Annotated in this window: 11 protein-coding genes; 6 read left to right on the plus strand and 5 right to left on the minus strand. The window is 55.1% G+C overall.

What is annotated here, in order from left to right; genetic code table 11:
• Positions 1-38: 38 nt before the first annotated feature.
• The 4 genes from VJ369_RS07845 to VJ369_RS07860 all read right to left on the minus strand — a co-directional run bounded on the left by VJ369_RS07845 (position 39) and on the right by VJ369_RS07860 (position 4,922).
• Entirely contained in the window at positions 39-1,229 is a 1,191-nt protein-coding gene (locus VJ369_RS07845) for an RNA polymerase sigma factor (protein ID WP_324091529.1), read from the minus strand.
• Between the two features lie 282 nt (positions 1,230-1,511).
• Positions 1,512-2,615: a DUF4192 domain-containing protein gene (locus tag VJ369_RS07850; protein WP_324091530.1), complete on the minus strand. Its 1,104-nt coding sequence runs from the start codon at positions 2,613-2,615 to the stop codon at positions 1,512-1,514.
• A gap of 64 nt (positions 2,616-2,679) precedes the next feature.
• Entirely contained in the window at positions 2,680-3,885 is a 1,206-nt protein-coding gene (locus VJ369_RS07855) for an MFS transporter (protein WP_324091531.1), read from the minus strand.
• A gap of 62 nt (positions 3,886-3,947) precedes the next feature.
• Complete coding sequence (locus VJ369_RS07860) at positions 3,948-4,922, minus strand: PAC2 family protein (protein ID WP_324091532.1); 975 nt, start codon at positions 4,920-4,922, stop codon at positions 3,948-3,950.
• A 230-nt stretch (positions 4,923-5,152) separates the two neighbouring features.
• On the opposite strand from VJ369_RS07860, the gene VJ369_RS07865 reads away from it, so the two are divergent.
• The 4 genes from VJ369_RS07865 (at position 5,153) to VJ369_RS07880 (ending at position 10,654) form a co-directional block, all read left to right on the plus strand.
• On the plus strand, positions 5,153-6,667 hold the full coding sequence (locus VJ369_RS07865) for a leucyl aminopeptidase (RefSeq protein ID WP_324091533.1): 1,515 nt from the start codon (positions 5,153-5,155) through the stop codon (positions 6,665-6,667).
• A 252-nt stretch (positions 6,668-6,919) separates the two neighbouring features.
• The gene (gene lpdA, locus VJ369_RS07870; protein WP_105673550.1) at positions 6,920-8,299 is read left to right on the plus strand and encodes a dihydrolipoyl dehydrogenase; all 1,380 of its coding nucleotides are present in this window, start codon (positions 6,920-6,922) and stop codon (positions 8,297-8,299) included.
• Between the two features lie 158 nt (positions 8,300-8,457).
• Positions 8,458-10,194: a 2-oxoglutarate dehydrogenase, E2 component, dihydrolipoamide succinyltransferase gene (gene sucB / locus VJ369_RS07875; RefSeq protein WP_324091534.1), complete on the plus strand. Its 1,737-nt coding sequence runs from the start codon at positions 8,458-8,460 to the stop codon at positions 10,192-10,194.
• A gap of 109 nt (positions 10,195-10,303) precedes the next feature.
• Positions 10,304-10,654: a hypothetical protein gene (locus VJ369_RS07880; protein WP_324091535.1), complete on the plus strand. Its 351-nt coding sequence runs from the start codon at positions 10,304-10,306 to the stop codon at positions 10,652-10,654.
• Positions 10,655-10,721: 67 nt separating this feature from the next.
• On the opposite strand, the gene VJ369_RS07885 is transcribed toward VJ369_RS07880, so the two are convergent.
• Entirely contained in the window at positions 10,722-12,233 is a 1,512-nt protein-coding gene (locus VJ369_RS07885; protein WP_324091536.1) for a protein kinase domain-containing protein, read from the minus strand.
• Between the two features lie 66 nt (positions 12,234-12,299).
• Between VJ369_RS07885 and lipB the strand changes: the two genes are divergently transcribed.
• Together lipB and lipA are read left to right on the plus strand one after the other, a co-directional pair.
• Positions 12,300-12,986: a lipoyl(octanoyl) transferase LipB gene (gene lipB, locus VJ369_RS07890; protein WP_256382740.1), complete on the plus strand. Its 687-nt coding sequence runs from the start codon at positions 12,300-12,302 to the stop codon at positions 12,984-12,986.
• A gap of 33 nt (positions 12,987-13,019) precedes the next feature.
• The gene (gene lipA, locus VJ369_RS07895; RefSeq protein ID WP_324091537.1) at positions 13,020-14,021 is read left to right on the plus strand and encodes a lipoyl synthase; all 1,002 of its coding nucleotides are present in this window, start codon (positions 13,020-13,022) and stop codon (positions 14,019-14,021) included.
• Positions 14,022-14,045 lie beyond the last annotated feature (24 nt).

A 14,045-nucleotide genomic window follows, 5' to 3' on the forward strand; every position in this document is an offset into this window, starting at 1 on the left:
CTAAGAAAAGGTTGGGAGACCGCATTACTTCAAAATGTTTAGTCTAGGTAATCGCGCAGAACCTGTGAACGCGATGGGTGACGCAACTTCGACATGGTCTTCGATTCGATCTGACGAATACGTTCACGGGTCACACCGTAAACCTTGCCAATCTCGTCTAAGGTCTTCGGCTGGCCATCGGTCAGTCCGAAGCGCATGGCGACAACGCCGGCTTCACGTTCGGACAGCGTATCCAACACTGAATGCAGCTGTTCCTGTAGCAGCGTGAAGGACACCGCGTCAGCTGGGACGACCGCTTCAGAGTCTTCGATCAAGTCGCCGAACTCGGAGTCTCCATCTTCACCCAGTGGGGTGTGCAAGGAAATTGGTTCACGACCATACTTCTGAACTTCGACAACCTTTTCAGGAGTCATGTCCAGTTCCTTAGCCAATTCTTCTGGAGTCGGTTCGCGACCGAGATCCTGAAGCATTTGACGCTGGACGCGAGCCAGTTTGTTGATGACTTCAACCATGTGCACAGGGATACGAATAGTACGCGCCTGGTCGGCCATGGCACGGGTGATCGCCTGACGGATCCACCAGGTGGCGTAAGTCGAGAACTTAAAGCCCTTGGTGTAGTCGAACTTCTCTACAGCACGGATCAGACCCAAGTTACCTTCCTGGATCAAGTCCAAGAAAAGCATGCCACGGCCGGTGTAACGCTTCGCAAGCGAAACTACCAGTCGAAGGTTTGCCTCTAGAAGGTGATTTTTGGCGATCTTGCCGTCGTGGATAATCTGCTCGTAGTCCCAGCGCAAGCGCTGATCCATCGAACCATCATCCTTGTTGATCTTGTCGGTAGCGAAAAGGCCCGCTTCAATGCGCAGAGCCAAATCAACTTCCTGCTCGGCGTTTAGCAGAGCGACTTTACCGATCTGCTTGAGGTAGTCCTTGACCGGGTCGGCGGTTGCGCCGGCCACCATGACCTGCTGCTGAGGAGCATCGTCATCGGCTGAAGACAAAGTGAATCCCTTGGATTCCTCTTCCTTTGCCGAGCCTTCCTTGGAGCCAGCTGCGTCAGAAGCACCCGACTCAGAATCGTCTTCGGACTCTTCAGAACCCTGCTCGTTCTCCACCGGTTCTTCGGTAGCTGCAGTCTTCTTGGTGCGAGGCGTAGCCTTCGCACGGGTAGCGCGCTTTTTCGCGACAGGGGTCGTTGCCGATTCCTCGGTCTCTGCCTCAGTTGCCATACGATTAGCGTTCGTCTCAGAAGATGACACGAATAACCTTTCTAACGATGCGTTCCGGATGCACCTGCCGGTAACACCACTATGACCCTGTCAAGTCCGAATGCGTTGTAATCAGTGACTCAACGCGACGGCGGGTACATTGTTATCAACGCACCGACCACGTCTAATGTTCCCAAAACTATGTTTTTCGAACTTAGACATCTCGAACCTAACCGGGTCTGTTTTTTCATTATCCACTAATTCGCCCACAGACACCACTTGGACAAGTTTCCCGCGCGTCTGCTATCCCATTTTGGCTCTCCAGGCACGAAGCTCATCAGTTGTCCATTCGGGCATGGCTCCCCTATTCATCAATTCACGAAGCAGCTGGGCCAGACGATAGTCTCCTTGCTCATCAAGAACTCTGTCTAACAACATGATGGCCATCGAGCCACGTCCGCGCGCCCATTCGATCCACGCCAAGATGCATAACAAGGCGTGGCGTTCTTCAGCACGGGCGACTCCCAATAAATCTCGAGAAATAGACCAGAGCCTTTCTATGCGTCGCCAGTCTGGGCCCTGCCATCCTCGTCCCAAAAGAAAATCTGCCAACGGTTTAGCCTGGTCTTTCCCGGAATTGAGGCATAGTTGCTCTGCCATGACGATGGTTTGTTCGGCACCGACGCCAGCAAGATAGGGCAGGACATCGCGAACGATTCTTTTTTGGAGCCCGGCAAGCATTCTGGCTGCTCCCGATTTCGATGAGTGCAGGAATGCCTTTGCTCGCATTTCATCCATATCTAGGACGTCAGCCCATTGCTCCAGGCTTTCCAGTACGTCTAAGGCAAGAGCCCTGGCGAGTAGTCGAACCTCTTCGGCGTTGTCCCATTCTTCGATCCCGGTCCCGTCCCACGGACGGTCTAATGGCGCCGATCCTGCAAGTACCAGCGAAAGGTTCGTGTTTCCTAGGGCAACGTTTGGGCGAGGAACGGATATTTTCACGTCGTCATCGGCGTAGTCCCAGACCTGGCCGCCAGACAGACACCATGCCTGACGCAGATCAATGTCGGTAAATTCGAGGGCTTCATCAAGTTCGCCGACGACTTGCCGGTATGGGACATTACGTGGATTACGACGACTTTCCGGCGCATACACAACGGCCACAAGGCTACGCACTTGCGGCAAACGATGTAACAAATTGAGAACTTGTCCCAGCCACGCCTCACGATGTTCGTGATGAATTTCGCCCGGCAAATCAACACGAAGCGTCGCTTCAAGTCGTTGGCCAACAATGAGCAGGAGCACTAATGAATTTTGCGGATGAAATCCAAGTGCGTGGGGTATGTAAGCAAACACGTCATCGCAATCAGAGAGCGAGAGGGGCTGGCGTTCTGGTGTAGTAGTCATATCCCCACGATGCGCCTAAAGACGTCGGGGCATCACGACTTCAGTACGCGCTGTGGAGAACTATTTATTCAGGAATTTTTGCGCTTTGGCGGCGTGCTTTACCGCGTTCGATCAGCATGAAAGTGATGCCAATTAATGCCATGACAAACTGCACCGAGAGGGCGATACGGAATGCTGGCAAATTATACAATTCACCGTTTGATCCGCTCGCGGCATACTGCCAGTCCATGATCGCACCGACCAAGTAGATCGTGACGAAGCCGCCAAAGAAACCGCCGGTGTTTACCAACCCCACGGCCGTACCCATGAGGTGAGGCGGGTTAAAGGTCCGCGCGAAGTCGAAGGCAATGACTGAGGACGGGCCGCCTGCTGCGACAGCAACAAGTAAAAGAATTAACACCCATAACGGTGCAGTCCCCGGCCAGAACAGTACGACGGCCCACATGAAGATCATCGCTGCAATCACACCCAGAGCGAAGTTGGAACGCTTGTCCGGGTATCTAGCGGTAAGCGCGCCAAGAAATGGCCCATACAAAATGGCAACAATCACAAAAATCGACATCAGAGCCGAGGCGAAGTCACCATCGAGCCCTTGGCCCTGGACGAGGAACGGGTACCCCCAGGAAAGAAGGAAGACGTTGAGCATAAATGAGGTGGTGAAGTGTGTCCAGAAACCCAAGCGTGTGCCGGGTTGTTTCCACGCAGCGCTCAGCCGATCCCGGGTACTCATGGGAGCGCTGGTACTCAGGTGCGCCCATCCAGGACCGTTGCGTATCAACGACACGGCAATGAGCAGGCTGGCTAGGGCTAAACCTGACATCACCGAAAAAGCAGGTGTCCATCCGAACTGAATTAGAAGCAAGTGAAACGGAAAAAGACTGACAAGTTGGCCCATTTGGCCAAAGGTTCCAACAAGCTGGGTCAGTACCGGAATTCTAGAGCCTGAAAACCATAGTGGCAGCAGCTTCAATACGGAGACAAACACCATCGCGTCGCCCGAGCCGACAAGGATTCTCCCAACGAGTCCCATCGGTACGTTGGTAGAGATAGCTAGGAACGCCTGCCCGAGCGCCATCAACACCGACCCGCTGATGATCAAGATTCGAGGTCCTACTTTGTCCAGCAGTAGCCCGATGGGCACCTGAGCGCCGGCGTAAACGACAAGTTGAACAACCGAAAACGAGGCCAAAATCTGTGCGGTTGCATCAAACCGTTCGGTAGCCTGCAAACCAGCAACACCGAAGCTTGTGCGCTGGGAAACCGCTGCCATATAGGCAAAAATTCCGGCACAGAAAACTATCCATGAGCGAGTCGAATTTAGATGCGACTGAATCACTGGTCGGGGTCACCCGATGTGGAGTCGTTATCCCCGGTCTCTCGGTTGGCATCTAGCCATTGTGCGTTGTCTTCGATGGTGGCAAGGAAATTTTCGACACTTGCACCAAGCTCATCGGCGTCCGGGATTCTTTCGTCTTCATCCAGCAACAGTGAACGCCGATCATGTTCTTCAGCGTGCGCGTCAAATCGCTTCTCGAAACCGAGAACCATTTGCTTAACGTCGTTGCTGCCTTCAAGTTGTTCCGCAAGTTGAGACTCGATCAGTCGGCCAGCTTCACGTAGTTTTTCGGTCGGGAGCGCCAATTTCAGAGCCGCCCCTACGTGCTCTAAGGCCGCTACTGCAGCGGCAGGATATTCGGCTTCGGCCAGATAATGCGGCGTGTGGAGCGAATAGCCGACTACGTCACGGCCAGCATCATTGAGTCGAATTTCCAATAGTGAAGTGAGGCCAGAGGGAGTTTCAGCCGTCGGGCTCCAGGTAGAAATATTTTCGATCAGGTCTTTGCGATTGCCGTGAGCGGTCACGCCGACAGGACGGGTATGAGGCACAGGCATCGGTAAGGACGCGGTACCAATCACTAGATTCACGTTGAAAGCTTGAATAAAGTTCAGTAGTTCTGCGATGGTTCGCTCCCAGCGCAGATCCGGTTCAACGCCGGCAAAAAACCAGAACTTGCGGTCCAGTTCATCGGTCATCAGATAGATTTCCAAACGCGGCTCTTGGTAGCCTGCGAAGTGGTCACCAACGAACGTCACGCGAGGTCGTTGAGTACTGTAAACCACCAGCTCATCAGCGTCGAAGCGCGCATAAAGCTCGGATTTCAGGTGCGCAAAAAGCTCGTTGCAGACCAAATCGTGGGCATGCCCGGCGTCGGAGGCACCTCGCAACGAAACATACATGCCCAGACCCTGCAAGCTGGGATCGTCCAGGTTGGTGCTGACCAGAGTCATCAACGGTTCCTTGGACATTCACACCTCATTTGTTTCCGGTTACTGCCGCTACGGCCACAAAATCATGTAGCTCAAGGAACTATCCTAACTGTTTGCCCTTTCGCTCGCTGTGAAGTGAGGCACGCCGAGGTGCAACCTTCGGCTAACATCGTGTGTAGGAAATACTCAGCTCACCGGCTCCATCTACCGGTTATCCTCACGGGCTGAACCATCCTTAGACCCTACAAAGGCATAGAAGGAATGATTTTGTGATCAACTCCAGTGATCTCACGTTGACCGCCATTGGTGCAGACATCAAACGGAAAAACGCCGACACGCTCATCTTGGGCGTCCTAAAAAAGGACGACAAGGTATCCATTGCCGCTTCGCCACTTGCAGCCGAGACCACCGCAGCCTTGGAACAGTCGCTCCTGGCACTCAACGTTGCAGGCTCGGCCGACGAGGTGACTCTGCTTCCAGCTGTTGAAGGTACCAAGGTCAAGACCATCATGTTCATCGGACTGGGTGTGAAAGAACTCAGCGAACTGACCGATGAGAAGCTACGTCGCGCAGCCGGTTCGGCAGCACGGCAGCTATCGAACGCCAAGACCGCAATCTTTGCGTTGCCAGCCGACAGCACTGAACAGGTCGCCGCAGTGGCCGAGGGCGTAGCTTTGGGCTCATACCGTTACGAAAATTTCCGTTCGAAGAAGAACGACAAGCCAGTGCTCACCGAGGCATTCATCGCGACCGCGGTGGCTACCTCCAAGGATCTGCCGAGCTTGCTCAAGCGTGCCGCGGTCATCGGCCGCGCCGTGCGTGGGACCCGAGACCTGATCAACGCACCCGCAAACATCTTGTACCCAGAGTCATTCGCCAGCGCGGTGAAGGATCATTCCAAGTCTTTGCAGTTAAAGGTCACTATCTTTGATGAGAAGCGACTGACCAAGGAAGGCTTCGGCGGTCTGATGGGCGTCGGTGGCGGTTCGGTCCGTCAGCCTCGCCTGGTCAAGGTTGAGTATTCGCCTTCCAAGGCCGCTAAGCATTTGGCTCTGATTGGTAAAGGCATCACCTTTGATACCGGTGGCATCTCGATCAAACCAGCCGCCGGAATGCACGCAATGAAGTCCGATATGTCCGGTGCCGCTGCCGTATACAACACCATCGCGGCCGTGGCAGAACTTGGCTTAGATCTGAAGGTCACCGCGTGGCTTTGCTTGGCCGAAAACATGCCAGGTGGCGCGTCCACCCGTCCCGGTGACGTATTAACCATGTTTGGCGGCAAGACCGTAGAGGTACTCAATACGGATGCCGAAGGTCGTTTGGTGATGGCCGACGGTCTTGCCGCAGCAAGTCTTGAGAACCCGGACGTGCTCATTGACATTGCAACGCTGACCGGAGCGCAGATGCTCGCCCTGGGCTTGCGCACCGCGGGCATCATGGGCAATGAGCAGGTTCGTGACGATTTGGTAGCCGCTTCGGACGCCGTTGGTGAACTTGCTTGGGGCATGCCACTGCCAGAAGAACTTCGTCCGACCATCGAGTCGCAGGTCGCCGACTTGGCAAATATTGGCGAGCGGATGGGCGGCATGATGACCGCTGCGGTGTTCTTGGAAGAATTTGTGGGCGAAACCAATGGTCAGAAGATCCCTTGGGCGCACATTGACTTTGCGGGTCCAGCCTTCAACGAGGGCTCCGCATGGGGCTACACACCGAAAAATGGCACCGGATCGCAGGTGCGCACTCTCGTAGCATTTGCCGAGAAGATGTCCGGTACCCGCTAAAAATGCCTTTTAGAACACATTCCGGTGCGGGCGATGTCATAGCCCGCACCGGAATGTATGCCAAAATACGAGATATGGCCGACTTTTAGCCAACTCAAGATGACTCTGGTGCATTGACGGTACTAAAGTAAGTTTTGAAACATCACCGGTGAATTTTTACTCGCGCCCTCGGACGTGGGCGAATAAGTTCACCACCCGATCCCCTGGTCGGCCATGGCCGACCTCACTTAGCTATTACGAGGGAGCGTTCACGTGGCCGATTCGGCAGCAACGCAAGAATTTGATGTCCTCATCCTCGGCGGCGGTTCCGCTGGATACTCAGTCGCATTGCGCGCCATCCAGTTGGGCTTCACCGTCGGATTGATTGAGAAGGAAAAGGTCGGTGGCACTTGCTTGCACACTGGCTGTATCCCGACTAAGGCGTACCTGCATGCAGCAGAACTCGCCGAGAATGCTCGCGAAGGTGCCAAGTACGGCATCAACTCGTCGCTTGAGTCAATTGACCTCGGTGGCGTACGCAAGTACAAGGACGGCATCGTCGCCGGCAAGCACAAGGGTCTTCAGGGTCTACTGAAGATGAAGAAGGTCAACGTTATCGAAGGTAACGGACGCCTAGTCTCCAAGGACACCATTGATGTAGATGGTGTCGCATACAAGGGCAAGAACATCGTTCTTGCTACCGGCTCGACTTCCAAGACCTTCGGTCTGGAAATCGGTGGCCGCGTGCTGACCAGCACCGAAGCGCTGAACATGGTTGACATGCCAAAGAGCGCAATCGTGCTCGGTGGCGGCGTCATCGGTGTCGAGTTCGCTTCTGTCTGGAAGTCCTTCGGCGTCGACGTCACCATCGTTGAAGGCCTGCCTTCACTGGTGCCAAACGAGGACCCAGCCATTATCAAGACCCTTGAGCGTTCGTTCAAGAAGCGCGGCATCAAGTTCAACACAGGTGTCTTCTTCGAGAAGGTCGACCAAGACGAAAACGGTGTGAAGGTCTCGCTGGCTGACGGCAAGGTTCTCGAAGCAGAAATCGTTCTGGTTGCAGTGGGCCGCGGCCCAGTCACCGAGAACATGGGCTTCGAAGAGCAGGGCATCACCCTGGATCGTGGTTTTGTTATTCCAAACGAGCGTCTGCACACCGGCGTAGGCAACATCTACGCCGTGGGCGACATCGTGCCAGGCGTTCAGTTGGCACACCGCGGTTACCAGCACGGTATCTTCGTGGCCGAGGAAATCGCCGGTCAGAACCCAACCATTGTTGAAGACATCAACATCCCGAAGGTGACTTTCTGCGAGCCAGAGATCGCTTCCGTTGGCTACTCAGAACCTGCTGCTAAAGAGAAGTTCGGCGAGGATCAGATCGAGACCACCGAGTACAACTTGGCTGGTAACGGCAAGTCCTCGATCTTGGGCACCTCCGGCCTGATCAAGATGGTCCGCGTCAAGAACGGTCCAATTGTGGGCGTTCACGGCATTGGCGGTCGCATTGGTGAGCAGATCGGTGAAGCACAGCTGATCGTGAACTGGGAAGCATACCCAGAAGACGTTGCGCAGCTCATCCACGCACACCCAACTCAGAACGAATCGCTAGGCGAAGCCGCAATGGCTCTGGCTGGCAAGCCACTTCACGGCTAATTTCGCTGATAGTTCACCGGGTAGCACGTTCACACGCGCTACCCGGTGTACTAAGCTCGGAGGCAACGCCTCCATTCATCGGTTTATGGGTGTGCACTAGTAGTTAGCTGCCCACCCAAACCACACTTCAAGCTTTATTTAAGAGGAGATACGGGAAGATGTCTGAGACCGTAAACCTGCCCGCACTGGGTGAAAGCGTTACCGAAGGTACGGTAACCCGCTGGCTGAAGCAGGTCGGCGACCGCGTAGAGGTTGACGAGCCATTGGTGGAAGTTTCCACCGACAAGGTCGACACCGAGGTTCCATCACCTGTTGCTGGCGTTATCGAAGAAATTTTCGTCGCCGAAGATGAGGAAGCCGAAGTTGGCGCGCCTCTAGTTCGTATTGGCGATGGCTCTGGTTCCGGCGATGCAGCTCCTGCGGCTCCTGCCGAAGAAGAGGCACCAGCTGCTGAAGAAGCTCCTGCAGAAGCACCAGCGGCCAAGGAAGAAGAGGCAGCTCCGGCTGCAAAGGAAGAGGCTCCAGCAGCTTCCGGTTCCGGCACCGAAGTCACCCTCCCAGCTTTGGGCGAATCGGTTACCGAAGGTACCGTCACCCGCTGGTTGAAGGAAGTTGGCGAAGAAGTAGCCGTCGACGAGCCACTACTTGAGGTTTCCACCGACAAGGTTGACACCGAAGTTCCATCGCCAGTTGCCGGCACCTTGCTGGAAATCCGCGTAGCCGAAGATGACACCGCCGAAATCGGTGCCGTCCTTGCAATCATCGGTGCCGCCGGCGCTGCTTCGGCAGCGAAGGAAGAAGCACCAGCTGCTCCAGCACGTGCTGCCAAGGAAGAGGCTCCGGCCTCTCCAGCACCAGCTGCCAAGGAAGAAGCGCCAGCAAAGGCAGAGGCTCCTGCTGCACCAGCTCCAGCTGCTAAGGCCGAAGCACCTGCAGCAGCAGCACCAGCAGCTGAGAACAACTCCGACGCTGGCTATGTAACTCCATTGGTACGCCGCTTGGCTAACCAGCACAGCATCGACATCGCCTCGGTCAAGGGCACCGGCGTGGGTGGACGCATCCGTAAGCAGGACGTTCTCGACGCAGTGGCCGCCAAGGAAGCTGCAGCACCAGCTGCTTCAGCCCCAGCAGCAGCCAAGCCAGCGGCCGCACCGGTTGTCGAAGCTTCATCGTTGCGCGGTACCTCCGCGAAGGCTCCTCGCATCCGCCAGGTGATTGCCCGTCGTATGCGCGAGTCCCTCGAGGTCTCCACTCAGCTGACTCAGGTTCACGAGATCGATATGACCCGCGTGGTCAAGCTGCGTGCTTCTGCCAAGACCAATTTCAAGGCAGTCAACGGCGTCAACCTCACGTACCTGCCATTCATCGCCAAGGCTGTTGCCGAAGCACTGAAGGCACACCCGAAGCTGAATGCCGAGTACGACGAAGAGACTCAGCAGATCACCTACCACAATGCCGAGCACCTGGCATTTGCTGTCGACACCGACAAGGGCCTGCTGGTTCCTGTTGTTTCGAACGCAGGCGATCTGAACCTCGCCGGCATGGCTTCGCGCATTGCCGACGTCGCAGAGCGCACCCGTACCAACAAGATTGGTCCGGATGAGCTTTCCGGTGGCACCTTCTCGATCACCAACATTGGTTCGGTTGGCGCACTATTCGACACCCCGATCATCAACCAGCCACAGGTTGCAATCCTGGGCACCGGTGCGATCGTGAAGCGTCCAATGGTTATCACCGACGCGGACGGCAACGATTCGATTGCCATCCGTCACATGATGTACCTGTGCCTGACCTACGATCACCGTCTAGTCGACGGCGCCGATGCAGGTCGGTTCCTGCAGACTCTCAAGGCTCGCCTTGAGGGTGGCGCATTCGAGGGCGACTTGGGTCTGTAAAGCCCCCAAATCGGCTTAGAATAGCTAGCTCAACGATCGCCCCTTCCGTTACTTCGGGAGGGGCGATCGTCGTTTCTACAATTCGTCGAAAATCAATTAGGCTAGAGTCATGACCTTCTTAACTCTCTTTCTAGTTTTTCTGCATATTCTCGGCGCAGCAGCGATCTTTGGCGGCTGGCTGGCTAATTTCAAGACCCCTACCGTCAACGTGTGGCAGTGGTACGGCGCCATCGCCCAGCTGGTCACCGGGCTAGCCCTGGTGGGTATGGCTGAGGCTAATGGTGGGGACGTGAACCACATCAAGATCGGCGTCAAGGTCGTCATCGCGATCATCATCGCAGTTGCCGCATTCTTGGGCCGCAAGAAGATCAAGGCCGGCGAGGAAGTTTCTACCGGACTTGCCCACGCCACAGGCGGCATGGCGCTGATCAATATCGCGATCGCTGTGCTCTGGGTCTAGCCCCACCGCACCCTCGGTATTAGTCAAAGGCGAGGTATTCCGGAATTTCTCGGATGCCTCGCCTTTGTCATGCCCCACGGCCAAGCAATTTACCAATTTTCCATTGCCCTTCAACGAGTTTGAGTTCCACCTGAATACGTTCGTGAGCTCCGCTCGCCGCACGATGCACCACTTGGTTCTTTGCATTCACATAGTCATAGGCTTCTTGGGTCGAGGTTGCGCTGAGTATCACGGTGTCAGGGTGTGCACGAGCCATAACCGAAATGTCTTCCAGCGTCGTATTCAAACCACTGAGCCCTAGCTCCAGCTCAGCCAAGCTGTCGAGCATTTGCCTATCGCGTTCCAGCTGTTCAGAGGCAGGCGGATAGATCGCCGCTAAGGCCTTCATGTTTTTCGCTTCCAAAGCTGCATCACGTTCGCCGGAGAGTTTGAGGAAGTTGGCAATGACGACATCGGCTGAAAATGCACACGCTGGGACCACCGCAGCGTCTTGGATCCGGCAGTCTTCAACCGGCACCGCCGGTTCCGTGTTCTCTGTCTGGGCGCCATTCCACTGGTCCCCCAAAAGATTCACGCCCAAGATACTGACGGCAATGAGCGATATTCCGCCGACGACAGTCAAATACACCTTGCGGCGTCCCGGGGTTTGATGTAGCTCGTGCTCTTGCCAGTGCGGCTGTGTAGCTGGCGATGATTTCCTGGGACCTTTCGTCTTCAGAACCTTGACCCGCGCATGTTTCGATTTCATTTCGGGGTGAAAGGTTGCCATCAAATGAGTCGAGTCCGTTGGCGTGCAATGTTGCCAATCAATGGGTTCGGCCTGTACCGCTGCAAATAATGTTCTAGCAAACTGTTCCGCCGTTGGGCGATGACGGGGATCTAAATGCAAAGAATCCAGCATTAATTCATGTATGAGTGCCGGTACTTGCGGGAAGATTACCGTAATGGGCGGACGCTGGCCCGGCTCTGGAGGCGCGGTACCCTCGAGTAGATACCAGAGGCAAGCGCCGAGTGAGTAAACATCCTGCTCACCTACGCGGGATTCTATTTGGCATGCAGCCACTTCTGGTGCCATAAATCCCGGTGTGCCCGAACCTACGCTCTGGTCGCTGCCAATTCGTGCCTCTTGGAAGTCCCCCAGCTTGGGCATGCCCTCGGCGGTGAGCAATACATTGCTCGCCGAAACATCCCCATGGATCTGTCCACTGTCATGCAGTGCGGAGAGGGTTTGAGCAATCGGGGCCAAGGCCGTGACGCACTCCCCTAACGAAAAAGGGCTGCGCTGGTCAAGAAGCTGAGCCAGGCTGCCGCCCGGGCAATACTCCATGAGAATGCCGTCGCCTAATTGTGTCGTGAGAGTACCGTAAAAATCAACGACATATTTCCTTGCTGTTTCAACCTGTTTCTGTCGCAAGGAACAAATACGTTCTGCCTCAGAGGAAATCTTCAACACCATGTAACTCTGATCTGAGTCACGACGCATTAACCAAACTTTGCATGGTGACTTGGCATTTAGTGGTCGTACCGTCACGTACCCCGGACAGGTCGGCCACGCCAGTAAATTGTTTGAATCACTCATGATTCAGTTCTAACGCAAAATCGAAAAAGGCGTTGAAGTTATCCACAGCTAAGCCGTTGACAACCAATTAGCAGGCAATGTTCCAAAAGGCGTAGGGTTGCCAATATGGCGATCGAATTCGAACGAGTCGGACTCGGCACGGAACTAATTCCATATATGCAGGCATGGGATTATCAGCAAAATTTGCACGATGCTGTAGCAGCCGATGAACAGACCCCAAGAGTCCTATTTCTTGAGCATGAGGCGGTGTATACCGCCGGCAAGAGGACCGAACCTGAAGATTTACCACTTGATGGCACCCCCGTTGTCGACGTTGATCGCGGAGGAAAGCTAACTTGGCATGGCCCCGGCCAGCTCATCGGATATCCGATCGTGAAACTCAAGAAGATCAGCGCGATTCGTCTGTACGTTGAGACCTTAGAAGAGGCGTTAATTAACGTTATCGATGAAATGGGAATCCCTACCGTACAGGTTAAAGGTCGCTCAGGCGTTTGGGTACCAGGAGTTAACGGCGAGCAGGACCGAAAGATCGCCGCTATCGGTATCCGTATCAACCGTGGAGTCACGATGCACGGGTTTGCGCTGAACTGCTCGAATAACCTCACTGCATATGACCAGATCATCCCCTGCGGCATCACCGATGCCGGCGTCACCACAATTTCCCAAGAACTAGGCCAGACAGTTTCCCCCAACGATGTCGTTGACCGGGTACAAGAGGAACTTGAGCGTTTGCTCACTCCCCAAGTCGTCTAAGCACCAGAATTCAAACGTAGAAGGACCCCCTTAATGAGCATTGAACCTGAAGGCCGTAGACTGCTGCGCGTCGAAAAACGCAACGCCCAGACTCCTGTGGAGCGTAAGCCAGAGTGGATCCGCGCAGAACTGAAAATCGGCCCCGAATATGTCGGGCTAAAAAATCTGGTGCAGTCCGAGGGCCTGCACACGGTGTGCGAAGAAGCCGGTTGCCCAAATATTTTCGAGTGCTGGGAAGACCGCGAAGCGTCCTTCCTCATCGGCGGCTCAGAATGCACCCGCCGCTGTGACTTCTGTCAGATTGACACCGGCAAGCCCGCAGCACTTGATCGTTCAGAGCCATTCAAGGTGGCTATGAGCGTTAAAAAAATGGACCTCCGTTACGCGTCGATTACCGGCGTAGCTCGCGATGACCTCGAAGATGAGGGTGTCTGGCTCTACGCCGAGACCGTACGACAGGTCCACAAGATGAATCCCACCACCGGTGTGGAATTGTTGATCCCAGATTTCTCAGGTAAACCAGATAATTTGGATGCCATTTGCGATTCCGAACCTGAGGTTTACGCCCACAACGTCGAGACCGTTCCACGTATTTTCAAGCGTATCCGTCCGGCCTTCCGTTACGACCGTTCCATGGATGTCATCAGCCATGGCCGCAAGCGCGGCTTGATTACTAAGTCGAACCTCATTCTGGGCATGGGCGAAACTCGTGAAGAAATCTCCGAGGCCATGCGTGACCTGCACGAGGCCGGTTGCGATCTACTGACCATCACCCAGTACCTGCGCCCTACCGAGCGCCATTTGCCGGTGGACCGCTGGGTGAAGCCACAAGAATTCCTCGAACTGCAACAAGAAGCCGAAGAACTCGGCTTCTCCGGTGTTATGTCTGGCCCATTGGTACGTTCTTCGTACCGCGCTGGCCGACTCTGGGCTGGCGCAATGCGCAAGAAGGGCCGCGAGATTCCTGAATCATTGTCCAACATTGAATCCTCGGGTACTACCCGGCAGGAAGCCGCTTCGATACTTAGTCGCTAAGCAGCACGAGAGTTTTATGGTCGT

The organism is Glutamicibacter sp. (genome assembly GCF_035257265.1).
Lineage (GTDB): Bacteria > Actinomycetota > Actinomycetes > Actinomycetales > Micrococcaceae > Glutamicibacter.

Bases quoted from the DNA above. Each gene is read 5' to 3' on its own strand.
- VJ369_RS07845 (WP_324091529.1), bottom strand. From the start codon at position 1,229: ATGGCAACTGAGGCAGAGACCGAGGAATCGGCAACGACCCCTGTCGCG.
- VJ369_RS07855 (WP_324091531.1), bottom strand. From the start codon at position 3,885: ATGGCAGCGGTTTCCCAGCGCACAAGCTTCGGTGTTGCTGGTTTGCAG.
- VJ369_RS07860 (WP_324091532.1), bottom strand. From the start codon at position 4,922: ATGTCCAAGGAACCGTTGATGACTCTGGTCAGCACCAACCTGGACGAT.
- lipA (WP_324091537.1), top strand. From the start codon at position 13,020: ATGAGCATTGAACCTGAAGGCCGTAGACTGCTGCGCGTCGAAAAACGC.
- sucB (WP_324091534.1), top strand. From the start codon at position 8,458: ATGTCTGAGACCGTAAACCTGCCCGCACTGGGTGAAAGCGTTACCGAA.
- VJ369_RS07880 (WP_324091535.1), top strand. From the start codon at position 10,304: ATGACCTTCTTAACTCTCTTTCTAGTTTTTCTGCATATTCTCGGCGCA.
- VJ369_RS07850 (WP_324091530.1), bottom strand. From the start codon at position 2,615: ATGACTACTACACCAGAACGCCAGCCCCTCTCGCTCTCTGATTGCGAT.
- VJ369_RS07885 (WP_324091536.1), bottom strand. From the start codon at position 12,233: ATGAGTGATTCAAACAATTTACTGGCGTGGCCGACCTGTCCGGGGTAC.